The organism is Aminobacter sp. MDW-2 (assembly GCF_014250155.1).
In the GTDB taxonomy this organism is placed as follows: Bacteria; Pseudomonadota; Alphaproteobacteria; order Rhizobiales; family Rhizobiaceae; genus Aminobacter; species Aminobacter ciceronei.
Map to the genome: position 1 here is coordinate 3,059,458 of NZ_CP060197.1, position 23,126 is coordinate 3,082,583.

Annotated in this window: 27 protein-coding genes; 16 read left to right on the forward strand and 11 right to left on the reverse strand. The window is 63.9% G+C overall.

The window, feature by feature from the left end; genetic code table 11:
• Positions 1-2 precede the first annotated feature (2 nt).
• Together H5P29_RS14935 and H5P29_RS14940 are read left to right on the forward strand one after the other, a co-directional pair.
• Positions 3-188 (forward strand): DUF2065 family protein, encoded by a 186-nt coding sequence (locus tag H5P29_RS14935; protein ID WP_067960524.1) that lies wholly within the window; start codon positions 3-5, stop codon positions 186-188.
• 124 nt (positions 189-312) lie between these two features.
• Entirely contained in the window at positions 313-1,830 is a 1,518-nt protein-coding gene (locus H5P29_RS14940) for a DegQ family serine endoprotease (protein WP_067960527.1), read from the forward strand.
• A gap of 44 nt (positions 1,831-1,874) precedes the next feature.
• Here the strand turns inward: H5P29_RS14940 and H5P29_RS14945 are convergent, their stop codons facing one another.
• Positions 1,875-2,447, reverse strand: coding sequence for a GNAT family N-acetyltransferase (locus tag H5P29_RS14945; RefSeq protein WP_154386661.1), 573 nt, complete (start codon positions 2,445-2,447; stop codon positions 1,875-1,877).
• Entirely contained in the window at positions 2,444-3,331 is an 888-nt protein-coding gene (gene serB, locus H5P29_RS14950) for a phosphoserine phosphatase SerB (protein WP_154386660.1), read from the reverse strand. Before serB ends, H5P29_RS14945 begins: the two co-directional genes overlap by 4 nt.
• Here serB and miaA point away from each other — a divergent pair.
• Both miaA and H5P29_RS14960 read left to right on the forward strand, forming a co-directional pair.
• Complete coding sequence (miaA, locus tag H5P29_RS14955) at positions 3,321-4,298, forward strand: tRNA (adenosine(37)-N6)-dimethylallyltransferase MiaA (protein ID WP_185910400.1); 978 nt, start codon at positions 3,321-3,323, stop codon at positions 4,296-4,298. The two genes, serB and miaA, sit on opposite strands and share 11 nt — an antisense overlap.
• Before the next feature lie 46 nt (positions 4,299-4,344).
• Positions 4,345-5,136, forward strand: coding sequence for a GGDEF domain-containing protein (locus H5P29_RS14960; protein ID WP_154386658.1), 792 nt, complete (start codon positions 4,345-4,347; stop codon positions 5,134-5,136).
• A 157-nt stretch (positions 5,137-5,293) separates the two neighbouring features.
• Here the strand turns inward: H5P29_RS14960 and H5P29_RS14965 are convergent, their stop codons facing one another.
• On the reverse strand, positions 5,294-6,109 hold the full coding sequence (locus H5P29_RS14965) for an alpha/beta fold hydrolase (protein WP_154386657.1): 816 nt from the start codon (positions 6,107-6,109) through the stop codon (positions 5,294-5,296).
• A 216-nt stretch (positions 6,110-6,325) separates the two neighbouring features.
• Between H5P29_RS14965 and H5P29_RS14970 the strand changes: the two genes are divergently transcribed.
• A complete protein-coding gene (locus H5P29_RS14970) occupies positions 6,326-6,637 on the forward strand; it encodes a hypothetical protein (protein WP_067960538.1) in 312 nt (103 codons plus the stop codon).
• 26 nt (positions 6,638-6,663) lie between these two features.
• Here the strand turns inward: H5P29_RS14970 and H5P29_RS14975 are convergent, their stop codons facing one another.
• The gene (locus H5P29_RS14975) at positions 6,664-8,490 is read right to left on the reverse strand and encodes an ATP-binding protein (RefSeq protein ID WP_067960541.1); all 1,827 of its coding nucleotides are present in this window, start codon (positions 8,488-8,490) and stop codon (positions 6,664-6,666) included.
• A 400-nt stretch (positions 8,491-8,890) separates the two neighbouring features.
• Here H5P29_RS14975 and H5P29_RS14980 point away from each other — a divergent pair, with 400 nt between their 5' ends.
• From H5P29_RS14980 to H5P29_RS15000, 5 genes are all read left to right on the forward strand, one after another.
• A complete protein-coding gene (locus H5P29_RS14980) occupies positions 8,891-10,642 on the forward strand; it encodes an acetolactate synthase 3 large subunit (protein WP_067960544.1) in 1,752 nt (583 codons plus the stop codon).
• Between the two features lie 76 nt (positions 10,643-10,718).
• Positions 10,719-11,291: an acetolactate synthase small subunit gene (gene ilvN, locus H5P29_RS14985; protein WP_067960547.1), complete on the forward strand. Its 573-nt coding sequence runs from the start codon at positions 10,719-10,721 to the stop codon at positions 11,289-11,291.
• Positions 11,292-11,448: 157 nt separating this feature from the next.
• Entirely contained in the window at positions 11,449-11,955 is a 507-nt protein-coding gene (locus tag H5P29_RS14990) for a hypothetical protein (protein WP_154386656.1), read from the forward strand.
• A complete protein-coding gene (locus H5P29_RS14995; protein ID WP_210252528.1) occupies positions 11,946-12,161 on the forward strand; it encodes a hypothetical protein in 216 nt (71 codons plus the stop codon). Before H5P29_RS14990 ends, H5P29_RS14995 begins: the two co-directional genes overlap by 10 nt.
• A gap of 120 nt (positions 12,162-12,281) precedes the next feature.
• A complete protein-coding gene (locus H5P29_RS15000; RefSeq protein WP_067960553.1) occupies positions 12,282-12,878 on the forward strand; it encodes a LysE family translocator in 597 nt (198 codons plus the stop codon).
• Here H5P29_RS15000 and H5P29_RS15005 read toward each other — a convergent pair whose 3' ends face one another.
• Both H5P29_RS15005 and H5P29_RS15010 read right to left on the reverse strand, forming a co-directional pair.
• Positions 12,879-13,352 (reverse strand): DUF2269 domain-containing protein, encoded by a 474-nt coding sequence (locus H5P29_RS15005; RefSeq protein WP_154386655.1) that lies wholly within the window; start codon positions 13,350-13,352, stop codon positions 12,879-12,881.
• 3 nt (positions 13,353-13,355) lie between these two features.
• The gene (locus tag H5P29_RS15010) at positions 13,356-14,630 is read right to left on the reverse strand and encodes an SDR family oxidoreductase (protein WP_154386654.1); all 1,275 of its coding nucleotides are present in this window, start codon (positions 14,628-14,630) and stop codon (positions 13,356-13,358) included.
• A 98-nt stretch (positions 14,631-14,728) separates the two neighbouring features.
• Here H5P29_RS15010 and nthA point away from each other — a divergent pair, with 98 nt between their 5' ends.
• From nthA to H5P29_RS15025, 3 genes are read left to right on the forward strand one after another with little or no spacing between them, the layout of a single operon-like run.
• On the forward strand, positions 14,729-15,346 hold the full coding sequence (nthA, locus tag H5P29_RS15015) for a nitrile hydratase subunit alpha (RefSeq protein WP_067960562.1): 618 nt from the start codon (positions 14,729-14,731) through the stop codon (positions 15,344-15,346).
• Positions 15,343-16,002: a nitrile hydratase subunit beta gene (gene nthB / locus H5P29_RS15020; protein ID WP_154386653.1), complete on the forward strand. Its 660-nt coding sequence runs from the start codon at positions 15,343-15,345 to the stop codon at positions 16,000-16,002. Before nthA ends, nthB begins: the two co-directional genes overlap by 4 nt.
• On the forward strand, positions 15,989-16,369 hold the full coding sequence (locus tag H5P29_RS15025) for a nitrile hydratase accessory protein (protein ID WP_154386652.1): 381 nt from the start codon (positions 15,989-15,991) through the stop codon (positions 16,367-16,369). The genes nthB and H5P29_RS15025 overlap by 14 nt, the downstream gene beginning before the upstream one ends.
• On the opposite strand, the gene H5P29_RS15030 is transcribed toward H5P29_RS15025, so the two are convergent.
• Complete coding sequence (locus H5P29_RS15030) at positions 16,366-16,878, reverse strand: GNAT family N-acetyltransferase (RefSeq protein WP_185910101.1); 513 nt, start codon at positions 16,876-16,878, stop codon at positions 16,366-16,368. The genes H5P29_RS15025 and H5P29_RS15030 overlap by 4 nt on opposite strands.
• A gap of 183 nt (positions 16,879-17,061) precedes the next feature.
• On the reverse strand, positions 17,062-17,712 hold the full coding sequence (locus H5P29_RS15035) for an ankyrin repeat domain-containing protein (protein WP_154386650.1): 651 nt from the start codon (positions 17,710-17,712) through the stop codon (positions 17,062-17,064).
• Between the two features lie 172 nt (positions 17,713-17,884).
• On the opposite strand from H5P29_RS15035, the gene H5P29_RS15040 reads away from it, so the two are divergent.
• On the forward strand, positions 17,885-19,012 hold the full coding sequence (locus H5P29_RS15040) for an ATP-dependent RecD-like DNA helicase (protein ID WP_154386649.1): 1,128 nt from the start codon (positions 17,885-17,887) through the stop codon (positions 19,010-19,012).
• On the opposite strand, the gene H5P29_RS15045 is transcribed toward H5P29_RS15040, so the two are convergent.
• Positions 19,009-19,947: an IS481 family transposase gene (locus H5P29_RS15045; RefSeq protein ID WP_185910102.1), complete on the reverse strand. Its 939-nt coding sequence runs from the start codon at positions 19,945-19,947 to the stop codon at positions 19,009-19,011. The two genes, H5P29_RS15040 and H5P29_RS15045, sit on opposite strands and share 4 nt — an antisense overlap.
• 214 nt (positions 19,948-20,161) lie before the next feature.
• Positions 20,162-21,034, reverse strand: coding sequence for a protein phosphatase 2C domain-containing protein (locus tag H5P29_RS15050; RefSeq protein ID WP_154383857.1), 873 nt, complete (start codon positions 21,032-21,034; stop codon positions 20,162-20,164).
• A gap of 121 nt (positions 21,035-21,155) precedes the next feature.
• Between H5P29_RS15050 and H5P29_RS15055 the strand changes: the two genes are divergently transcribed.
• Positions 21,156-21,776 (forward strand): hypothetical protein, encoded by a 621-nt coding sequence (locus H5P29_RS15055; protein WP_154383858.1) that lies wholly within the window; start codon positions 21,156-21,158, stop codon positions 21,774-21,776.
• On the opposite strand, the gene H5P29_RS15060 is transcribed toward H5P29_RS15055, so the two are convergent.
• Positions 21,773-22,177, reverse strand: coding sequence for an STAS/SEC14 domain-containing protein (locus H5P29_RS15060; RefSeq protein ID WP_182573494.1), 405 nt, complete (start codon positions 22,175-22,177; stop codon positions 21,773-21,775). The genes H5P29_RS15055 and H5P29_RS15060 overlap by 4 nt on opposite strands.
• A 171-nt stretch (positions 22,178-22,348) precedes the next feature.
• Between H5P29_RS15060 and H5P29_RS15065 the strand changes: the two genes are divergently transcribed.
• Positions 22,349-23,089, forward strand: coding sequence for a pyridoxine 5'-phosphate synthase (locus H5P29_RS15065; protein WP_154383859.1), 741 nt, complete (start codon positions 22,349-22,351; stop codon positions 23,087-23,089).
• Positions 23,090-23,126 lie beyond the last annotated feature (37 nt).

A 23,126-nucleotide genomic window follows, 5' to 3' on the forward strand; every position in this document is an offset into this window, starting at 1 on the left:
CAGTGCGGGACTTCATCGTCGCCATCGGCCTGGTCCTCGTCATCGAGGGCCTGGTCTATGGCGGCTTTCCAGCCGCGGCCAAGAGGATGGCCGCGCAGGCGGCCGAAATGCCCGAGGCAGTGCTCCGGACAGTCGGCCTTGCCGCCCTTGCCATGGGCGTCGGCATCGTCTGGCTCGTCAGGGGATAACGGACGATTTATCCCGTGCCCGTAGCAATGGTCGCAAACAGGCCTTATTTGTTTCCATCATGACGCTTCGCGTCCGGACGGCCCGGGCGCGATCTATGCCATGACAGCCCCGGGAGGCTTCCCTATGATTTCCACGCCCCTTTTGCGCGCCATGCGAAAGGCCTCTCTGGCCGCCACCACGGCGCTGATGATCGGCGCCTCCGTCGCCCCGTCCTTCGTGACGCCGGCGCTGGCGCAAGGACCGGAGTCGGTCGCCAACCTCGCCGAGGGCCTGCTGGGCGCGGTTGTCAACATCTCGACGTCGCAGACCGTCAAGGGCAGCGAGGGCGGTGAGGACGAGAACGCGGTTCCGATGCCGCAGCTTCCCGAGGGCTCGCCGTTCCAGGATTTCTTCGACGAGTTCTTCAAGAACCGCGAAGGCCAGAACAATGGCGGCTCGCAGAAGGTGCAGTCGCTCGGCTCCGGCTTCGTCATCGATGCCGAAAAGGGCATCGTCGTCACCAACAACCACGTCATCGCCGACGCCGACGAGATCGAGGTCAATTTCTCCGACGGCTCGAAGCTGAAGGCCGAGCTGGTCGGCACCGACACCAAGACCGACATTGCGGTGCTGAAGATCGACCCGAAGGCCAAGAAGCTGACCGCAGTGAAGTTCGGCGATTCCGACAAGATGCGCATCGGCGACTGGGTGATGGCGATCGGCAACCCGTTCGGGCTTGGCGGCACGGTCACCGTCGGCATCATTTCGGCGCGTAACCGCGACATCAATTCCGGCCCCTATGACGACTTCATCCAGACCGACGCTGCGATCAACCGCGGCAATTCGGGCGGGCCGCTGTTCAACATGGATGGCGAGGTCATCGGCATCAACACGGCGATCATCTCGCCCTCGGGCGGTTCGATCGGCATTGGTTTCTCGATCCCGGCCGAGATCGCGGTCGGCGTTGTCAACCAACTCGCCGAGTTCGGCGAAACCCGTCGCGGCTGGCTCGGCGTGCGCATCCAGCCTGTCACCGACGACATTGCCGAGAGCCTGGGCATGGCCACCGCCAAGGGCGCGCTGATTGCCGGCATCATCAAGGGCGGACCGGTCGACAAGGGCCAGATCCTGCCCGGCGACGTGGTGATCAAGTTCGACGGCAGGGACGTCGTCGAAATGCGCGACCTGCCGCGCGTCGTCGCCGAAAGCCCCGTCGGCAAGGCCGTTGACGTGGTGATCGTGCGCAAGGGCGTCGAGCAGACCGTCAAGGTGACGCTCGGTCGGCTCGAGGACGGCGAGAAGCTGGCTGAAGGCGAGGCCGCCAAGCCGGAAGAGGGCGCCGACAAGGGTGCCGAGGTCGCCACGGCAAGCGTGCTCGGCATGACCATCGGCGAACTCGACAGCGACGCGCGTGCCAAGTTCGGCATCGCTGCCGAGGTGTCAGGCGCGGTGGTCACTGCCGTTGCCAAGGATTCAGCTGCCGCAGAGCGCGGAATCGTCGCCGGCGAGGTGATCACCGAGATCGCTCAGGAATCGGTGTCGACGCCGAAGGAAGTGACCGACCGGATCGCCGCGCTCAAGGAGCAGGGTCGCAAGAACGCGCTGCTGATGCTGGCGTCCAAGACGGGTGAACTGCGCTTCGTGACGATCCGGATGGATTGAGTCAGGAGATTCAGGCAAACCCCTGAAAGACAAGGAAAAGGCGGCTAGTTGGCCGCCTTTTTCCGTTCTTGCCACTGGTTCCGCTTGAGGCTGTAGAAGACGTGGCGCTTGAGCTCTGGATGGGCGTCGGGAACGCGCGGGTGGTCGAAATTGCGCGACGGCTCCGCCCGCATTCCGAGGCGCTGCATGACCGCCGTCGAGCGATTATTGTTCCAGACGGCGAACGAGACGACTTCATCGTCGCCGATCGCCTCGAAAGCAAAATCGAGCCAGGCATCCGCCGCCTCGGTGACATAGCCCTTGCCCCAGAACTCTGGTGCAAGACGCCAGCCGATTTCGAGCGTGCCCTTGGGGATGAACGGTTCGAGGTCGGTGCGCAGCAGGCCGACGAAGCCGATGCATTCGCCTGTTCCGGCAATTTCGGCGGCGGCGAAGCCAAAGCCGTCGCTGTCGATGCCGGCGCGCAGCTTGTCCAGCAACCCGTCGCTCTCTGCGCGGCTGCGGCGCATGCCGAAGAACTCCATCACCAAGTCGTCGGAGTTGATGCGGTGGAAGAGGGCACGGTCGCGCTCTTCCCAGTTGCGCAGGATCAAACGCTCAGTACGAATCTCCTTCATCGCGCGAATTCGCGCGCGCTGTAGCCCTGGAGGTAGAGCAGGGCGGTAAGATCGGAATTGTCGATGCGGATCTTGGCTTGGGCGGCCACCGACGGCTTGGCATGAAGAGCAACGCCCGAGCCGGCGAGGCGGATCATGTCGAGATCGTTGGCGCCATCACCGACGGCCATCGCGTCGGTCGGGGTGAGGCTGAGGCGGGTAGAAATCTCGTTGAGCGCAGCGGCCTTGGCGGCGCGGCCGAGGATCGGCTCGGAAACCTTTCCGGTGAGCTTGCCGTCGGCCTCGATCAGGTGGTTGGCGCGGTTTTCGTCGAAGCCGAGCTTGGCGGCGATGCGCGAGGTGAAGACGTCGAAGCCGCCGGAGACGAGGGCGGTATAGGCACCATGCGCCTTCATGGTGGCGACCAGCGTCTTGCCGCCGGAGGTGAGTGTCAGCCTGGTGTCGATGATGCGGTCGATGACTGCGGCGTCGAGACCGGCAAGCAGCGCGACACGCTCGCGCAGCGCCGGCTCGAAGGCGATCTCGCCATTCATCGAGCGCGCGGTGATGTCGGCGACACGATCCTTGACGCCGATCTCGTCGGCGAGCTCGTCGATGCATTCCTGGTCGATCATCGTCGAATCCATGTCGGCGATGAGGATCTTTTTCCTACGTGTCGCGTTATCCTGGATGGCAAAATCGATGGCTTCGCCGGAGAGGGCGGCGGCAAGCGACGCAAGGGCATCGTCGGCCGAAAGTCCCGCTGGCAGGGCGACGTCGCAGGCAACGGCCTCGGCCAGCCACACAATGGCGCTTGCGCCCAGGGCGCGAGAGGCCTTATCGGCAAGGGACGGAGCCAGCAGAGCGCGGTCCGGATGGGAAATCAGCGTGGCGATCAGCGGCATCAAAAATTCCGGGACTAGCGAGGGGCGCATCAAGAACGCGACCCTGATAGCCGGGCCGACCGCCAGCGGCAAGTCGGCGTTGGCGCTCGAACTCGCCGAGCGTGACGGCGGCGTCATCGTCAATGCCGATTCGATGCAGGTCTATGGCGTGCTCGACGTGCTGACGGCGCGCCCGAGCGCCGACGATCTGACACGCGTGCGCCACTTCCTCTACGGCCATGTCTCGCCGGCGACAGCCTATTCGACCGGCAACTGGCTGCGCGACGTCGCCGTGCTGGCCGACAGCGGACTGTTTGCCGAAAAGCCGCCTGTGTTCGTCGGCGGCACCGGGCTTTATTTTCGGGGGCTCGCCGAGGGTATTTCGGAGATGCCCGAAATCCCAGCCGAGATCAGGGATCGCTGGCGCTGGCGTCTCAACGAGGAAGGCGCGCCGCGGCTGCATCGCGTGCTGATGCACGTCGACAGCGAGGTGGCGATGCGGCTGAAAGCCAGCGACGGCCAGCGGATCGTGCGCGCGCTGGAGGTGCTGGAGGCGTCGGGCCGCTCGATCCTGAAATGGCAGGCCGACAAGGGCCATCCGCTGATCGACTTCGCCACGGCGCGCTTCATCGTCATCGCGCCGGAACGGGACCTTCTGATCAAGCGCATCGACCAGCGTTTCGACAGGATGATCGAGGGCGGCGCGCTGGACGAGGTCAAGGAAATCATGGCGATGCGGCTTGCGCCCGAATTGCCGGCGATGAAGGCGATCGGTGTGCGCGAACTGGCGGCGGCCATAGCCGGCGAGATGAGCTTCGACGAGGCGATCGAACGTGCCAAGATCGCCACGCGCCAATATTCGAAGCGGCAATCGACGTGGTTCCGCAACCAGTTCGGGCCGGAGTGGCAACGCATCGGCGGCGAGGCCGGACGGACGTCCGGAGGCGCCGATGCATCGGAAGTGGCGGCAGGGATTAACCGTCCGTAAGGCGCAGCCATGACATAACCCGCGCAGGGGTTCCACTAGGATCATCATGCGCTTTCACCGGGCTGAAACCGCGTTTTTCATCTTCAGTGCGCTGATTTTGTCGGCAGCGCTGGGGATTTTCTACGCCTGGGGCCAGGTGCAGGGGGCCGCGGAGGCGCTTTACACGCCCGGCTGGGTGCAGAGCGTCGAGGCCGTCGAGCGGCTGCTGTTCATGATCGCACTGCTTTTGAGCGGTACGCTTGTCTACGGCGTGTTCTTCATTTTTCCGCAGATCCGCACGCAGGTGAAGGAAGGCGGCGAGCTGCGCCAGATGACGGCGTCGCTGAGCGAGCGGTCGCGCACGCTTGAACAGGCGGCACTCACCGACGGTCTGACAGGCATGCAGAACCGGCGCTATTTCGACGATGCATTGCGGGAATATCTCGGCGAGTTTGGCCGCATCGACAGGCCTGTCGGGCTGATGATCCTTGATCTCGACCACTTCAAGCAGGTCAACGACACCTATGGGCACGACGCCGGCGACGAGGTTCTGCGCTCTGTCGCCAAGTGCCTCAAGAGCATGACGAGATATCACGACGTGGTGGCGCGGCTGGGCGGCGAGGAATTCGCCATCGTCGCGCCCAACATGGACATCGAGCTTCTGCAGCGCTTCGCCGAGCGCATGCGCAAGGCGATCGCCGGCATGGCGATCGAGGCTGGCGGCGCGCACCTCAACGTCACCTCGAGCTTCGGCCTCGCCTTGTGGGACCGCGAGGAAACGGCCGAAGAGTTCTATCGCCGCGCCGACAAACAACTCTACGAAGCCAAGCGGCAGGGCCGCAACCGCGTCTGCGCGTGAATTCCTATCGCTGAATTCGTGATGCCGGCCGCCTGACGCGGTTTTCTCCGCTTCCCGTGCTCACGGACTTGGTGTCCGCTCCGCTCCGGTTCTCGAAACCCACGCCATTCGGCACGACCTGACGAATTCCCCGATAGCAATAGGCACTGCGGAGCCGTTAGAGAAAGTCCTCCAGGCTGGCCAAGAAACGTTTGGGCGCTTCCAGCTGTGGCATGTGGCCAATATAGGGAATCGTTTCGAAACCTGCCTGCGGCATAAGCGCGTGAAGGGCCTTCGCCCGCTCAAGCGGGATCCAGGGATCGTCTTCTCCCCAGATGATCTGCACCGGGCAGCGCACATTTCCAAACAGGGGCTCGACCTCTGCCGTGTAACGCTCGTCGGCCTGGGCAAACTGCCTGTAAAAGCTGGCAGATCCGTCGTCCGTTAGCCATGGCTCGACCAGGCCGCGGATGTCGTCATCTGCGACCGTGCCGACCAGGGCGCCCCTGATGTAGGCCTCCACAAGCGCCCGGTGGATGTGGGTCGGCAGACCCTGGAAGGCCTCGACGTGCTTGCCCATGTGATCGAAGAATGCCGAGCCCCAGGGGCGCATCGCCACAACGTTCATCAGGACGTAGCGGTCGTAGTCGCAGCCAAGCAGAAGGTGCGCTCGCAAGGTGGTGGCACCACCGAAGTCGTGGGCAATGACCGAGGGGCGCACGAGTTGCCAGTGGGCAAGCATCTCGGCGAAAATCTCACCCTGGACATCGAGCGAAGTCCGCTGCGTGGCGACCTTGTCCGATTGCCCGTAGCCTGGCATGTCGTACCAGTGCACCCGGTATCGCCGCGCCAGATCAGGGATGACCCGGTGCCAGGAGAAGGACGACCAAGGCCAGCCATGCGCGAGCACGAGGTCGGGGCCATCGCCGGCGCGGCCGGCGCTGATACGGCCGGCGCTGGTCGAGACCGATTCGGAAAGCGTCCATTCGGCCATGCGCTTTTCTCCACGGTATGCCGGCTCTCATGGTCGCGGCTGCGGCGGCAGATGTCATGGCTCAGCGCCGGATGGCGACTGCGCCAGGGCGACGGAATTCATCTGCCATAGACCTTGGCTCTAACTTGCCGCTGGACGTCCTCGTCGAACGACGCAACACTGATCCTGCCGCCGTCTGAATGGCTGCGGCCGCATCAGGGCAGAGGAGGACGACGAATGGACGATTCAGACCGGTGGCGGAACATGGCGAGCGCGCCAAAGGACGGCAGCCGGATTCTGGTCACCGTGCGGCCTTCCGAACAGGGACCGGCGGAGGTCGACGTGGCCTACTGGGCCCGGCCCGACGCATTCGGCATCGAAGGCTGGCGCGCCGGCGATTCCTACCCGGGCTGCATCATCGGCTATGCTGATCCGGAACTGAAATGCTGGATGCCGCTTCCTACAGCCAATCTGAGCAAGAATTCCCCTGAAATGCCGACGCCCTGGGAAGGCGATGACGAGGAACAGCTGGACGGTTCGGGAATCTGAACTTGAACAGCCATTCTTGAGCCCGTTCAGTCCTGTGGCGGACGGCCGCCGAAGGTCGAGGGGCGCAGGCCGAAGCGGGTATCGAAATCGTCGTCCGGCTGCGGCCTCGGCGCTGCCGGTTTGCGGTAGTCGCTGTCGCCTGCCTGGCGCTGGACGTCGACGACTTCGGCGAAGCCGAGTGCCGTTGCTTGCGGTTTTGGCACGTTGCGCAGGCGCTCGACGACGGCGGCCAGATCGACGTCGTCGCCGCTGCTCGTCGGCGCCTCGGCGGCACGCTTGCCGGTGCCGGGGATAAGTTCGTCCGAAAGCTTTTCGAACTTCAGGCGCATTGTGGTGGCGACGCCTTCGCCAAAGGCGATGGCCTCACGCTGGCCCATCGACGACAGGAAGGAGAGTGTCGAGGCGGAGGAATCGGCGATGGCCGAGCGGATGATCGCCTGGTCCTGTTCGTTGGCGAGGCGCATGGCGAAAACGGTCGAGCATTGCGACAGGATTGTGGGGTCAAGTTCGCCCGGGCGCTGGGTGACGACGCCGAGGTAGCAGCCATATTTGCGGCCCTCCTTGGCGATGCGCGACAGCGCGTGGCGCGTCGGCGCAAAGCCGAGCCTGTGGTCGGCGGGCATGTAGCGATGGGCTTCTTCGCACAGCAGCAGCAGCTTGAGGCGCCCTTCGCTCCACAGCGCAAGGTCGAAAGCGAGGCGGGCGAGCACCGAACAGACCGAATTGACGACTTCCGACGGCATGCCTGCCATTTCGAAGCAGGTGACCGGACGGCCATGCGTCGGCACGCGGAAGATGTTGCCGATGGTCTCGTGGATGGTGTCCTCGATCAGCCTGGAATGGAACATGAAGCGGTAGCGCGGATCGGCCAGCGCCGACTCGATGCGGGTGCGCAGCGACTTCAGGATCGGGCGCTCGTTCTTCGATTCGAGCAGGCCCATGCGTTCGTCGATCTGCTTGATCAGGTCTGCGATGCGGTAGGGCACGGGCGTGTCCGCGGTCAGCGCGTCGACGCCACGGCGCAGGAAGGCGCCGCCTTGGGGACTGCGGTAGAGGTTCTTGGCGACGGGAATGAGGTCGCGCAGCACGTCGATCTCGTCGGCGTCGGTCTCGCGGCCGCGAAACAGCACTTCCGAGAACTCCTCGAGGCGGAACAGCCAGAAGGGCAGGTCGAGCGAATTGGTGTCGACCTTGACGCAGTGCTCCGGCAGCGATGCAGCGAACTCGTTGTGCGGGTCCATGATCAGGACGCGCAAATCGGGCCGTGCCGAAATCGCCTTGCGCAGCAGGAGCGAGACGGCAGTCGATTTGCCGACGCCTGTCGTGCCGACGACGGCGAAATGGCGGGCAAGGGTCTCGTCGATCGCGATACAGGCGTCGATAGCATCGTCCTGGGAAAGCTGACCGATGGTGACGGTGCGGCGTCCGGCAAGGTCGTAGACCGCCTGCAGGTCGCGGCTGCGTATGCGATGGGCGATGGCGCCGATATAGGGATAGGCGGTGATGCCGCGGTCGAACACCGGGTACTTGTCGGTGCCCACGTCACGAACCTCTCCGATCAGCTCGACATTAACCTCGATGGGGTTGTCGCCTTCGCTGCTCCACGAGCGGTCGGACTTGGCGATGGAATAGACCAGGCCGATGGTGCGGGTTTCGCCGAGATTGATGCAGATCATGCGGCCGACGGTCCACAGGCCGACTGCGGCCGAGGCTCCCTCTGCATAGGCGCTGATGACCGCGCGGGCACCATCGCACTGCACGACATGGCCAAGGATGCGGGCGTCGTCCTGTTTCGGGTCGCGCCGCTCTTGCGAGGTGGTTTCTCCGCCCTCGGCCTGACGTTCGAAGTACATCGCAGTAATTCCCCCAAATCTGGCCAAGAGAATAGCGCTGCGCAGTTAAGGTGGGGTGATGGTTGATGGTGTAGCGATCGTTAAACGAAACGGTCGAATTGGAATTTCCGAGGGGGCGGGTGACGCTGCGGAAAAAGTTGTCCCGCCCGGTTGACAGGGCGCGGTGTCGCGCACTAACGTCCGCGCCCATGAACAAGACACTCATTCTCGTAGTAGGAAGGCGCGTGGGCAAGGCGGTGTGACCGCCGGGCGAAATCCCCCCATGCGCAAATGTGAAGGCTCCCTCGGGGGCCTTTTTTATTGCCCGAAACAGGACTAAACGAGCAGCAACCGCCGAAAAACGGCGAAGGAAAGACGGGACGGACCGATGAGCGGACATAGTGACAGCGGACGACGCGAAATGACCGGCGCCGAGATGGTGGTGCAGGCGCTGAAGGACAATGGCGTCAAGCACCTCTTCGGCTATCCCGGCGGCGCCGTCCTTCCGATCTATGACGAGCTGTTCCAGCAGGACGATGTCCAGCATATATTGGTGCGCCACGAGCAAGGCGCGGGCCATGCCGCCGAAGGTTATGCGCGCTCGACCGGCAAGGCCGGGGTGATGCTGGTGACCTCGGGGCCGGGCGCCACCAATGCAGTGACGCCGCTGCAGGACGCGCTGATGGATTCGATCCCGCTGGTCTGCATCACCGGCCAGGTGCCGACCTCGCTGATCGGCTCCGACGCCTTCCAGGAATGCGACACCGTCGGCATTACCCGGCCGTGCACCAAGCACAACTGGCTGGTGAAGGACGTCAACGAACTGGCCCGCATCCTGCACGAGGCCTTCCATGTCGCCACCACCGGCCGTCCCGGCCCGGTCGTCGTCGACATCCCCAAGGACGTGCAGTTTGCCCGGGGCACCTACACACCGCCGCAGACTGCGCCGCGCACCTCCTACCAGCCCAAGGTCCAGGGTGACCTGGAGAAGGTCAAGGAAGCCGTTGCCCTGATGGCCACCGCCAAGCGGCCGATCATCTATTCCGGCGGCGGCGTGGTGAATTCCGGCGCGGAAGCCAGCCATCTGCTGCGCGAGCTGGTCGATCTCACCGGCTTCCCGATCACCTCGACGCTGATGGGCCTGGGCGCCTATCCGGCATCGGGCAAGAACTGGCTCGGCATGCTGGGCATGCACGGCAGCTACGAAGCAAACATGGCGATGCATGACTGCGACGTCATGGTCTGCATCGGTGCGCGTTTCGACGACCGCATCACCGGTCGCCTCAATGCGTTCTCGCCGAACTCGAAGAAGATCCACATCGATATCGACCCGTCGTCGATCAACAAGAACGTGCGTGCCGACGTGCCGATCCTGGGCGATGTCGGCCGCGTGCTGGAAGACATGGTGCGGCTGTGGCGGGCGACCGCCAAGGCGGACAAGAAGACGCTGTATCCGTGGTGGGAGCAGATCGCCAAATGGCGCGCCCGCGACAGCTACGCATACAAGCACAACAGCGACGTGATCATGCCGCAATACGCGATCCAGCGGCTCTACGAGAACACCAAGCACCTCGACACCTACATCACGACAGAGGTCGGCCAGCACCAGATGTGGGCGGCCCAGCATTACGGCTTCGAAAAGCCGAACCGCTGGATGACGTCGGGCGGCCTGGGCACGATGGGCTACGGCCTGCCGGCCGCGCTCGGCGTGCAGATCGCGCATCCTGAATCGCTTGTCATCGACATCGCCGGCGACGCGTCGGTGCAGATGTGCATCCAGGAGATGAGCGCCGCCCTTCAGTACAATGCGCCGATCAAGGTGTTCATCCTCAACAATTCCTACATGGGCATGGTGCGCCAGTGGCAACAGCTGCTGCACGGCAATCGTCTGTCGCACTCCTACACCGAGGCGATGCCCGACTTCGTCAAGCTGGCGGAAGCCTATGGCGGCCACGGCATTCGTTGCGACAAGCCCGACGAGCTCGACGACGCGATCAAGGAGATGATCTCGGTGAAGAAGGCGGTGATCTTCGATTGCCGCGTGGCAACGCTCGCCAACTGCTTCCCGATGATCCCGTCGGGCAAGGCGCATAACGAGATGCTGCTGCCGGACGAGGCGACCGACGAGGCTGTGGCCAACGCCATCGACGCCAAGGGCCGCGAACTGGTGTGACGGACCGCGTGCGGCCTTCGGGGAGGGCCGCACAATCAACGAGTTGGCGCAAACGCCTGAGATCGAGATTCATCTTATGAACGCACAGCTACAGCCCACCGGTTCGGCCTATTTCATCGCCAAGGAAACCGAGAAGCCGGAAACCCACACGCTATCGGTGCTGGTCGACAACGAACCGGGCGTGCTTGCCCGGGTCATCGGCCTGTTTTCCGGCCGCGGCTACAACATCGAAAGCCTCACTGTCTCCGAAACCGAACATGAGAAGCACCTGTCGCGCATCACCATCGTCACGCGCGGCACGCCGCATGTGCTCGAGCAGATCAAGCACCAGCTCGAGCGCATCGTGCCGGTGCACCGCGTCGTCGACCTGACGGTTACGGCGCAGGAACTGGGCACCGGCGGCGCATTGGAACGCGAGCTGGCGCTGGTCAAGGTGTCGGGCACCGGTGACGCCCGCGTCGAGGCGCTGCGCCTGGCCGACGCCTTCCGCGCCAAGGTGATCGACGCCAACACCGAGCATTTCATCTTCGAACTGACCGGCAAGGTATCGAAGATCGAGCAGTTCATCGCCATCATGAAGCCGCTCGGCCTGGTCGAGGTCTGCCGTACCGGCGTGGCGGCAATGAACCGCGGCCCGCAGGGGATGTGAGGGCAGGGCGCGGTTCCGGCCGACGCCCTACCTGCCCTGGCCAAGCGATCGTTGTGGCGGGGCCAGTCGTTGGCAGCCTCCGGTTGCTGAGGGTGATTGCAGCAACGTCCGGGCAGTGTGGGGTCCGGACGTTCAAGCTCAACTTCGCGGCCTCAAGATGAACGACCTGACCGACAACGACCTCTGGAACAAGATAGCCGGCTTCGACTTCGACGATCCGCAAGCCGAAGCTCCGTTTTCGGTGCGGCTGGCACGGGAGAATGGCTGGACGCCCGAGCGGACGAAGGCGGCCATCGATCAGTACCGCCGCTTCATCTATATGGTCTGCATTTCCGATGACATGCTCAGCCCGTCGCCCGACGTCGACAAGGTCTGGCACCTGCATCTGATCTACACCAAGGACTACTGGAAACGCTTCTGCGACGAGACGCTAGGGCAGGAGGTGCATCATTTTCCGAGCAGAGGAGCGGACGAGAGCCAGGGGCCGCTGCGCGAAGCCTATGCCAGGACCCTCGAATTGCTGACCGAGGAGTTTGGCGAGACCCCTGATGCGGCTTTGTGGCTGGAGTGGATGCTGCGCGGCCGCTTGTTGCCGGGGCGCTTGGCCTCGGATCCGCAGTCCTGCCTGCGGCGGAGATTACCTTCGGGATCGCCTTGGCACTGATCGTGATTACGGTTTCACTGCTCTGGAGCACCGGGCTGATCGGCGGTGCGCTGGCCGTGGGGCTCTGCGTGGTCGGCGTGATCGGCTCGATTTCGCTCCTGCCGGAAAAGCGACGCCGGAGACGCTCCAAAGCCGGTGACAGTGGCTGCGGCGGCGGTGCCAGCGCCGGAGATGGCGACGGTGGCGGCTGTGGTGGCGGCGATTGAGCCAGCAGCCATTGAGGCGTTTATGCATCTGGCTTAGCGCTTGAGCGTCGCTGGTTCGTTGTCGAATCTTTCAAATAAGGTCAGTAATACTGACATAAAATTGCCCGACGGGAGGGATCGATGACCTACGACGCATTCCTTGCACTGCTGGTCTATGCGTTCGTGACCTCGATCACGCCGGGACCGAACAATTTCATGCTTTTGGCCTCGGGCGTTAATTTTGGTTTCGTGCGCACGATCCCGCATATGCTGGGCATTGGCTTCGGTTTCCTGTCGCTGCTGCTTGGCGTCGGCTTCGGGCTGGGCGCGGTGCTGACGGCATTTCCGGCGCTGCACCTGGTGCTCAAGATCGCCGGCGGGGCCTATCTGCTCTATCTCGCCTGGCGCATCGCCATGTCGCGCTCGCTCGGCAAGGATGGCGAAAGCAAGGGCCAGCCGATGACCTTTCTCGAAGCGTCCGCCTTCCAGTGGATCAACCCGAAGGCCTGGGTGATGGCCGTCACCGCGATGGCGCTTTACACCAGCACCGAAGCGCCGTTCCTGTCGGTGCTGATCATTTCGGGCGCCTTTGCCGTGGTCAACGTGCCGAGCGTGTCGTGCTGGGCCGGATTCGGCATGGCGCTGCGCGGTTTCCTTGCTGACCCGGTGCGGCTGAAATGGTTCAACATCGCCATGGGCGTGCTGTTGGCAGCCACGCTGTGGCCGATGCTGAAATAGTCAGAACAGCTCGATCGCCGGCCGGGTCAGCATCAGCCAGAAGATGGCGATGACACTGAAGAAGGCCGGGAAACCGCAGGCGAACCAGAGGCGGTAGAGCCTGAAGTAGCTGTCGGGCAGGCGCTTGCCCCTGGCGGCGGCATCGCGCGCGAGGTTGCGCAGCTTGATCTGGATGAACACCACAGGCAACCAGAACAGACCGGTGAGGGCGTAGAGCGCAAGCGACAGGGCTATCCAGCTCTCTGTCAGCGGCCAGCCGACCTCGTGTGCGAGCCAGGCGCCAGTGATCGGCTGCAGGATGACCGCAGTGGCGGTGAACACCGTGTCGGCGACGACCACCGTGCCGGCGACATGGGCGATGGTCGCGGGATCGCGGGTGCGGTGGGCCACGGCCATGAAAAAGGCGATGCCGGCTCCCGTGCCGAACAGCACCGCGGCACCAAGGACGTGGGCGAGACGGAGGATTTCTTCCATGGTTCAACGCTCGTCCAGTATGGCAAGCGCCACAAGCGCCAGCACGATCGATGGCAGCACCTTGACCAGCGGACCGAGTGGATCAGCCCAGAGGCCTGAAACAAGCACCGTGGCTGAGGCGAGATAGGCGACAGATAGTCCGACCATGCCGATCAGGGCCGGTTTGGCGTAACGGCGGATAGCAACGCCCAGGCCGAGCGCGATGTCGGCGAGGCTGGTGACCAGGGTGATGGCATATGCAAATCCCACTGGCGCGCCGGCAGCGGCAAGATGCGCCGCCGAGGTCTCGAAACGCAGCAGGGCGACGAGACCGGAGAGCAGCCAGAACAGGCAAAGCGTGCCGAGCACCAGCGGCTTCAGCAGATAGAGCCGGGCGAACCACAATTCCTGAACGCCGGCGGGATTTGCTGCAAGCGTCTGGTCGAGGGAGTGGAGCTTGCGGCCGGAGCCGGTCGCATGGCCGCTTATGCCGCCGGCCGCGACCTCAAGTGCTGTCGAGCGCAGGGGCGAGCGCCAGCCGAGCCGGCCAAGCAGGTCGGCAGCACCGGAGGCAATGCCGGCGAAGCTGCCGGGAAGGGCAAGCACGCGTGCCGGCGGCAGGCCGAGCCATTGGCGGTGGCGGGCGACGGCTTCAGCGAGCGTCATCGTCTCGGGCGCTGCCAGGTCGAGGTCGGTGCCCGCGGGGATTGAGCCTGACAAGGCATCGACGACGGCACAAGCGACGTCGTCAAGCGCAACGAACTGCATGTGGCTGTCGCCGAAGATCAGCGGCGTGATCAGCGGAGAGGCTGCCAGTGCCCGCAGCAATGCCGAGCCGCCATGGGCCGCACGGCCGATGACGATGGCAGGGCGCAGGATGACGAAGGCCAGGCCGGAGGCGCGGAGGGCAGCATCGGCCCGCCGCTTGGTGGCGAAGAAGGGGGTGTCGGCGGCGACGTCGTCGGTACGCGCCGAAATCTGGACGATGAGGCGCGGCGCCGCGACCTGGTAAAGCGCGTTCATGGCGCGAAACTGGACAGCAGCGACATCGTCGCGCGGACCATCCTGCAGCGCGCCGGCGCAATTGACCACGGCATCAATGCCTTGAAGCAGCGGGCGCCAGTCCGCGGGCTGAGACAGCTGCGCAATGTCGGCCTTGACCCAGTCGAAGTCGGGATAGCGGCGGGCGGCAGTTTCGGTGTCTCGTGCCAGCGCAACGACCGAATGCCCGCGCGCGGCAAGCGACCTTGCCACCGCTGCACCGATGAAGCCGTTGCCGCCGAGAATCAGAACCCGCATGGCGCGACGATAGCGAGCTTCGGGGCGACACGGCAAACGTCGGCTGGCCCAAGGCGAGGATGCTTGCGTGGCGCCGTGCAGGCGCTTAGCCTCCTGCCATGTCACACGATCATGACCACGACCACCATCACGACAACGAGCTTGATCCAATGGCCGCCCGCGTGCGGGCGCTGGAGACCATCCTGACGAGGAAGGGCCTGATCGACCCCGAGGCGATCGACGTCATCGTCGATACCTACGAGACCAAGGTCGGCCCGCGCAACGGTGCGCGCGTCGTGGCCAGGGCGTGGTCCGATCCCGAATTCGCCGACTGGCTGAAGCGCGACGCGACTGCCGCTATCGCCTCGCTCGGCTATAGCGGGCGGCAGGGGGAGCATATGCAGGCGGTGTTCAACACTGCCGAGACGCACAACCTCGTCGTCTGTACTTTGTGCTCCTGTTACCCGTGGTCGGTGCTGGGCCTGCCGCCGGTCTGGTACAAGGCGCCGCCCTATCGCAGCCGGGCGGTGATCGATCCGCGTGGTGTGCTTCAGGAATTCGGGCTCACCTTGGCGGCGAACAAGAAGATTCGCGTCTGGGATTCGACCGCCGAGCTGCGCTATCTCGTCGTACCGCAGCGACCCGCAGATACCGACGGCTGGAGCGAAGACAAGCTCGCTGAGCTGGTGACGCGGGATTCGATGATCGGCACGGCGCTCGCGCGGGAGGCAGCATGAACGGACCGCATGATGTCGGCGGGCAGATGGGTTTCGGGCCTGTCGCGCCGGAAAAGGACGAGCCCTATTTCCACGCCGAATGGGAAAAGCGTGCGCTGGGCGTCACGCTGACGGCGGGCGCCATGGGCGCCTGGAATATCGATGAGAGCCGGCACGCGCGGGAGAGCCTGCACCCGGCCGACTATTATGCGTCGAGCTACTACGAGATCTGGATCAAGGCGCTGGAAACGCTGCTCAAGCGACACAACTTTGTCACTGAGAATGATTTCAAAGCTGGTGATGCGGTCGACCCGGCCGCGACGCCCAAGCGGATGCTGAGAGCAGAAAATGTGCCGGCGACCCTTGCCAAAGGCGGACCCTGCGATCGGCCGGTGGAGGGGCCGGCGCGGTTTTCGCTTGGTCAGCGCGTGCGGACGAAGAATTTTCATCCGACCGGTCACACCCGCCTGCCGCGTTATGCCCGCGGCAAAGAGGGGGTGATCGACGCGGTGCGCGACGGATTTGTCTTCCCCGACAGCAACGCGCCCGGCCAGGGCGAAAACCCGCAACGGGTCTACACCGTGGTGTTTTCCGGCGGCGAATTGTGGGGCGAGGGCGCGGATTCGGCGCTTGAAGTCAGCATTGACGCCTGGGAGAGCTACCTTGAGCCGGCATGAGGCGGGGATTCCGGCAGGAACAGGGGCGCCCGATGTGCCTGTTTTCGCCGAGCCCTGGCAGGCCGAGGCCTTTGCCATGGTGGTGGCGCTGCACGAGCGCGGCCTGTTCAGCTGGGCGGAGTGGGCCGAGCGGCTGTCGGCGGAGGTTAAGCGGCCGCAGGCCGCAGCCGATGGAAGCGACTATTACGAGCGCTGGCTGGCGGCGCTTGAGAGGCTGTTGGCGGAAAAGGGGCTTGCCGGCCATGACGAGGTCGATGCTGTCGCCGCCGCATGGGCGCGGGCCGCGCACGCCACGCCGCACGGCCAGCCGATCGTGCTGGAGAACGATCCGGAAAGCGCACATTCGCTGAGTGCAGCTACGCCTTAGAGTGGCCGCCACATGCGGTGCACGACATGTGTTTTCAGGCCGATCTTGAAGTTCGGGATGCTCTGGACCAGCCGAAAGCCTTCGCGCTCCCAGAAGGCGCGGCCGCTGGTGTTTTCGTCAAGCACGGCAATCAGAAGCCGTGTCCCGTTGCGCGCCTGTGCTGTGGCGGTCAGGTGGTCGAGGAAAGTGCGACCGAGGCCCACACCACGGCAGTTCTGATCGATCAACAGCAGCCCGATATAGGCGTCGTCGGTTTCAGGATAGCCGAAGGCCATGTCGGCTATGGCGACAAGCGTTCCGCCGGGCAAGAACATGCCAAGTTTGCAAGACGCCGCGAGATCGCTGCCGGGCGGATGGTCGGTGAAGAAGTCCGCCACCATCTGATCGGTGGGTTCCGTGCCGGATTCCAGCAAGACGAAGTCGGCGGCGTGATTATAGAGGTCGCGCACGGCGGAAGCGTCGGCTGGGATCAGCGGTCGGATTCCAAGGGGCTCTGGATCTGTCTTCAAGGCAGGCGCTTTCTTCGATCCTGAGCGGCGTAAAGGCAGCCTTATGGAAACTCAATGGCAGAGCCGGGCAAATTGACAGGCCAGCCGATCAGGCTCGGGACAAGTCATCTCGTAGGCGCGAAGAGCTCATTTGGGGAGCTGTCGTTGATGCGCTTGCCGGCCCGAGCCGAGCGTGACAGCGGCTCAATCGCCGTCGAAGAACCTGCGGATCGCCGCTTCCAGCCTTTCGATGAACGGGTGGTCGTGCCCGCTTCCCGCCCAGATCAGGGCGTTCAGCCTGACGTCCTTGTTGAGGAAGTTCAGTTTGCCTGTGGCCAGCAGATACTCCGCGATCGCGTAGTGACGTCCCTTGATGGCGTCGATGAGGGCGTTGTTTCGTCCGCTCTTGTCGGTGGAGTTGACGTCGGCGCCGCGCTCCACAAGCAGCCTGACGACATCAAGATGGCCGTTCTTCGCGGCTTCGATCAGGGCCGTCCTGCCGTAATATTCCGCCTTCGCGTCGATGTCCGTTTGCGGGTGCCCGACGATGGCGAGAATACAGGCGTAGTGGCCCTTGGCTGAGGCCAGGCTAAGCGGCGTACTTTTCCATCTGTTCCTGCAGTTCGCGTCGACTTCCGGATGCCCGACCAAAGCTTCGACTACCGAGGCATGGGCATTGAGAGCTGAGAGGTGAAGCGCCGTCCAGCCGTCGTCGTCCGATTGATTGACGTCGGCGCCGGCGGCAAGCTCCGCGTTGGCGGCGTCCACGTCGCCACGCTCTGCCGCCACCAGCAGGGCAGGCCAAGCGCTGGCCTCATTGATTTGCAGGCTTCTGGTCACGTCAGTCGCCTTCATGGAGATGCACGCGCCACGATATCACAATTTGCCAGGTTTCTCGCGGTTGGCTGATGAGCGAGGGTTCCCTTTCCGAGGAAGACTGCACCTTATTGGGCCAACTTGTCAGCTTATGTGGCGCTTCGGAACGCAAACTCTTGCCCTTGGCCGCCGAATCCTGTCAGTCGAAACGATGGATTTTTCACCTCAGCAAGACGAAGCGCTGCAGGCAGTGGCGCGCTGGCTCAAGTCCGGAAGGCCGCAGATATTCCGGTTGTTCGGTTATGCCGGCACTGGCAAGACGACGCTTGCGCGCTATTTCGCCGAGCATGTTGACGGCCAGGTGCAGTTCGCTGCCTTCACCGGCAAGGCAGCGCAGGTGCTGCGCTCGAAGGGTGCCACCAATGCGCGCACCATCCATTCGCTGATCTACCGGCCGAAGGGCGAGGAGGCGATTGCCGACGAGGCGACCGGCAAGACCTCGATGTCGCCGACATTCTCGCTCAACCGGCAGAGCCCGATCGCCAAGGCCAAGCTCGTCGTCATCGACGAATGCTCTATGGTCGACGAGCAGCTCGGGCGTGACCTTCTGACCTTCGGCACGCCGGTTCTCGTCCTGGGCGACCCGGCACAGTTGCCGCCGATTTCGGGCGGTGGTTTCTTCACCGAACACGAGCCGGATTTCCTGCTGACCGAAATCCATCGCCAGGCGCGCGACAACCCGATTCTGAGGCTGGCGCTTGACGTGCGCGAGGGCCGTGAATTCATGCGCGGCGACTATGGCACGGCGCAGGTGATCGGCAAGGAGGACGTCACCCAGGATCTGGTGCTCGATGCCGACCAGGTGCTTGTCGGTACCAACCGGACACGGCGGCGCTACAACCAGCGGCTGCGCGAGCTCAAGGGTTTTACGGCAGGATACCCACAGGCGGGTGACAAGCTTGTCTGCCTGCGCAACGACCCGGCCAAGGGTCTGCTCAACGGCTCGTTGTGGAAGGTGATGACCTCGTCGCGCGAGACGGTGAAGCCCGGCATTAACCTGCTGGTCGCGCCCGAGGAGGACGATCCCGACCGTGGCGTCGCCAAGATCAAGCTATTGAAACAGACTTTTGAGAGCCCCGACGAGGAGATCCCGTGGGGCACCAAGAAGCGCTACGACGATTTCGACTACGGTTACGCGCTGACGGTGCACAAGGCGCAAGGCTCGCAGTGGAACAATGTCGTGCTGTTCGACGAGAGTTGGGCATTCAAGGACACGCGCCAGCGCTGGCTCTACACGGCGATCACGCGTGCGGCCGAACGGCTGACGATCGTCCGCTAGATGTCGTTTCCAAGAAGGTTGTTCAGTCTTTGGAACGGGCTGATGCCTCCAAGGGCCGAGTGTGGGCGTGCCAGGTTGTAGTTGGCTGCCCATTGGTGAATGGCCTTGGCGCGTTCGTTCGATGAGGCGTATGGCCTGGCATAGGCCCATTCGCGCAGCGAAGTCTGGATGAAGCGCTCGGCCTTGCCGTTGGTGCGCGGGGTGTAGGGCCTTGTGCGGATGTGTCGGGCACCGGCACCTTGGAGTGCCTGGGCGAACAGTTTGGAGCGATACGCCGAGCCGTTGTCGGTCATCACCCGCTCAACCCTGGCGCCTAGCCTGGCGTACCAGGCCAGTGCCCGGTTGAGGAACCCGGTGGCATCATCCCGGCCCAGGCTGGGCAGCAGTTCGACATAGGCGAGGCGCGAGGCATCGTCGATGGCGACATGCAGGTGTTCGTAGCCGATGCCTCGGGCGCGATGATGGCCTTGGTGCTGACCCGTGATCCGATGGCCAACGCCGTCGATACGGCCCAAGGTCTTGATGTCGATATGGATCAGTTCGCCCGGCCGCTGCCGTTCGTAGCGCAACACCGGGGGCCGGGGATCGAGCCAGGCCAGCCGGTTCAGTCCCAGCCGGCGCAGCACCAAGCCTACCGTCGAGCGCGCCAGGCCCAAGGACCGGGCAATTGCCGGCCCGGTCATGCGCTGGCGCCGCAACTGCTCGATCCGCGACACCTGCATGGCTGCCAGCCGATGCCGGCAGCGGTGCGGAGCCGAACTGCGATCGTGCAGAACCCGGTCGCCGGCCCGGTAGCGGTCGAGCCAGCGATAAGCCGTTCGTTCCGAAACCCCGGCCGAACCGGCAGCACGCCGCACGCTCCAGCCCTGTTCAATTCGTTGCACCAAAAGCACTCGACCTGACGGCGTCAGACGCGCATTCTTATGGACGTTCATTCGGGGAGCTCCACTGAAGGTTGGTTGGCTTCGCAACCCCAGCTTCTCAGTCCCTCCTCGAATGAACAACCTTCATAGCTTCGACAGCTAGAGCATTGGGCCGGCTGGCAACCCGCCGATGCGCGCGTTCTCGAGCGCGAGGATGCGCATCGAGACGGTTCTGCAATAATTTGCCGCAGTTGGCTTTACGTGAGCCGAGCCGCCTTGCTTGCCGTCAGGCGACGATCTCGAACAGCACTGCCGTGGCGTCGTCCGAGATCTTGAAGCGCGGGAATTGCTGGCCGTCGGGGTCGTCGACCCGTTCGATATGCCGAAGCTCCTGCAGGAGCGGGGCAAGGCCTGTGCTGGCAGCGGCGCGGACCAGGTCGGAGACGCCATAGCGGCCATACTGGTCGGCAAGGGCGGCGAAGCCGTCGGAGCACAGCAAGCCCCTGGCCGGCAGGGCAACGTCGAGCTGCTCGGAGGCGAGATGATCGGCGGCGGCGGGCTCGATGCCGAGGGTCCAGACCGATCCGCCAGGCTGGTTGTAAGCGGCGCGGCGGCGGCGCAACTCGTCGCGCACAACGGGCTCGTCGGCGAGCGCCTGATGCGTCGCGAATCCACCAGACTGTGCAATCGCCCGCCGGGCGCCGTCGCGCTCATTGGCGTAGGCGGCCTTGATGGCAGAGGTTTCGACGACCTTGCCATCGGCGTCGACCAGGAACAGGCGGCAATCGCCCAGGCCGTGCGTGACCAGCCGGTCGCCTTCGACATGAACCATCTGGAAGCTCGCGATCGGCAGATTCCAGGCCTCGATCGGCAAGGCGTGGGCCGCCTCGTGCACGACATTGGCGGCGCGCTGGTTGAGCTCGCGCACGACCTCGGCGACCTTGCGGCCATTACGGACGAGTTCCTCGAAGGTGCTCTGGGCAAAACGCGCGAGCCAGGCGGCATCCGAACCGTGCAGGCCGACGATGCTGGTGCCGCCGAGGCCGGTGGCGCCGTCGATGACAAAGGCGCAGCTGGCATTGCCACCGGCGCTGTCTTCGTTGGGACGCGAGGCAGAGCCCGGGTCAGTGATCGAATCGATAATGCGGATGTTTGGCATGATGATCGCTGTGTGGCGCGCGCCGATGACCGGAGTGTGACCGCGGCAAGGTGTGTGAAGGTTGCAGTTTGCACAGTCCGTGGCAGATTGTCAGGTCAGGCAACCGAACCTTTGTTGGTCCATGGCAGTCTTTCAACAGATCGTCAGTCTCGGCCCGAATTGCCGCGCAAAGTTCCATATCCGGAAGATTTTCGGCGAGCGCATCTCGAGGCGGGGTGTGTTCGACTGGCAGGTGACGCCTGTTCCAGCCGTTGCCGAATACATCAGGCGCGACTTCAACGGCTTGTTCGAGCGGGACGATCTCCATGTCGTCGATGGCGTCGTCTTCAACAAGCGCTTCGGCACCAGCCACATGCACGAGTTTCCCAAAGACATCGCCGAGAATACGCTCGACGCGCTCTATGCCAAGGCGCGCGAAGGCCATGACATCTGGTGCGCTGTCAGCAGGATGGCGCTGAACAACGATCTCTCGACATTGTTCGTACTGGCCCGTCCGGTGTCGGGGGGCGATATGGCCGAGATTTCCGGTCTCATCGAAAAGGCGCGTCCCGGGCGACGTTTCCTGCTTCTTGCAGCGCCTGAGGGCGATCATGACGACCACTGGAGCGGCGATCACGAGGTCTGGAAAGCGCATCTGTCGTCGTTTCAGATCAGGTGGCCGCTGTCGGCCATCATGGCCGAGCAGATGCGGCGCCTGCGCAAGAATGTCCGCTATCTGAGGCCACGCTCGATGAGAGCCTAGCCGGCGTCGGCCGGCTTTGCGCCGAGCCATTCCCACGCCTTGATTTCGTCGGCATCGGTGAAGTGTTTTGTTTCGATCGAGGTGAGTGGCGCAAACAGGCCGACGACCGGGCCCATCCAGACAGGGCCACCGACGAGCGCATAGCGCCTGATGTGATGCAATGCCTTCCACTTGCCCCTGAAGGTCATGGGATCGAACAAGGCCGACCAGTCGAACCCGTCATATCCGCTCGCGCGCAGCAGGACGTCGATCTTGTCATGGCCTTCATAGGCGGCATCGAGCAGGCCATAGGCGTTTTCGATGTCGGCCTGGGTGAAATGGCCGACGATCTCAAAGGCAAAGACCTCCGCATTGTCGGTGTCGATGCGCCGGAAGGGCGGTGGAGCATCCATGGAGCTCATCGGGTTGTCCTCGTCGATGCGGCTTCAAGCTGTGCATGATCCTTTCCGACAATCGATTCCGATTGTCGGGGTCATGCATCCCGTATCGTCACTGGAACACATAAAAGCGCTCTCTGTTCCCGACCAAGCCGTGATAGGTGGCGTGGGTGTCGCCTTTGCTGAGAGTTGCCGATGCCTGCCAAGCTGTCCGTGAACGTCAATGCCATCGCTATGCTGCGCAACCGCCGCGATCTGCCGTGGCCGAGCGTAACCGGCCTGGGGCGCATCGCACTCGCCGCCGGCGCACACGGACTGACCGTGCATCCGCGCCCCGACCAACGCCATATCCGCTTTTCCGACGTGCCTGAAATCCGGGCGCTGATCGACGACGAGTTTCCCAAGGCCGAATTCAACATCGAGGGCTATCCGACGGAAGATTTCCTCGAACTGGTCGAGAAGCACCAGCCGGAGCAGGTGACGCTGGTGCCGGACGATCCGTCGCAAGCAACCTCCGACCATGGCTGGGATTTCGCTGGACAGGCGAGCCTGCTCAAGCCGGTGGTGGCGCGGCTCAAGAAGGGCGGTTTCCGGGTTTCACTTTTCTCGGATGCGGACCCGGCCGGAATGACGGCCGCCCGCGACACCGGTGCCGACCGGATCGAGCTGTTCACCGGGCCCTATGGCGCTTGCTTCGATGACAAGGCAAAGGCCGCCAGGGAACTGGAAAAGCTGGCAAAAACCGCCGAGGCGGCTCTGGCGGCGGGCCTCGCCGTCAATGCGGGACACGACCTCGTCGTCGACAACCTGCCGCAGTTGATGAAACACATTCCCACTTTGGCTGAAGTTTCGATCGGCCATGGGCTGACAGCCGATGCACTGGAGCATGGCATGGCCGGCACGATCAGGCGCTATCTCAAGGCTTGCGGGTGGTAATATCCAGGCGAGCCATGCGTCGCCCGCATGAGCTCAA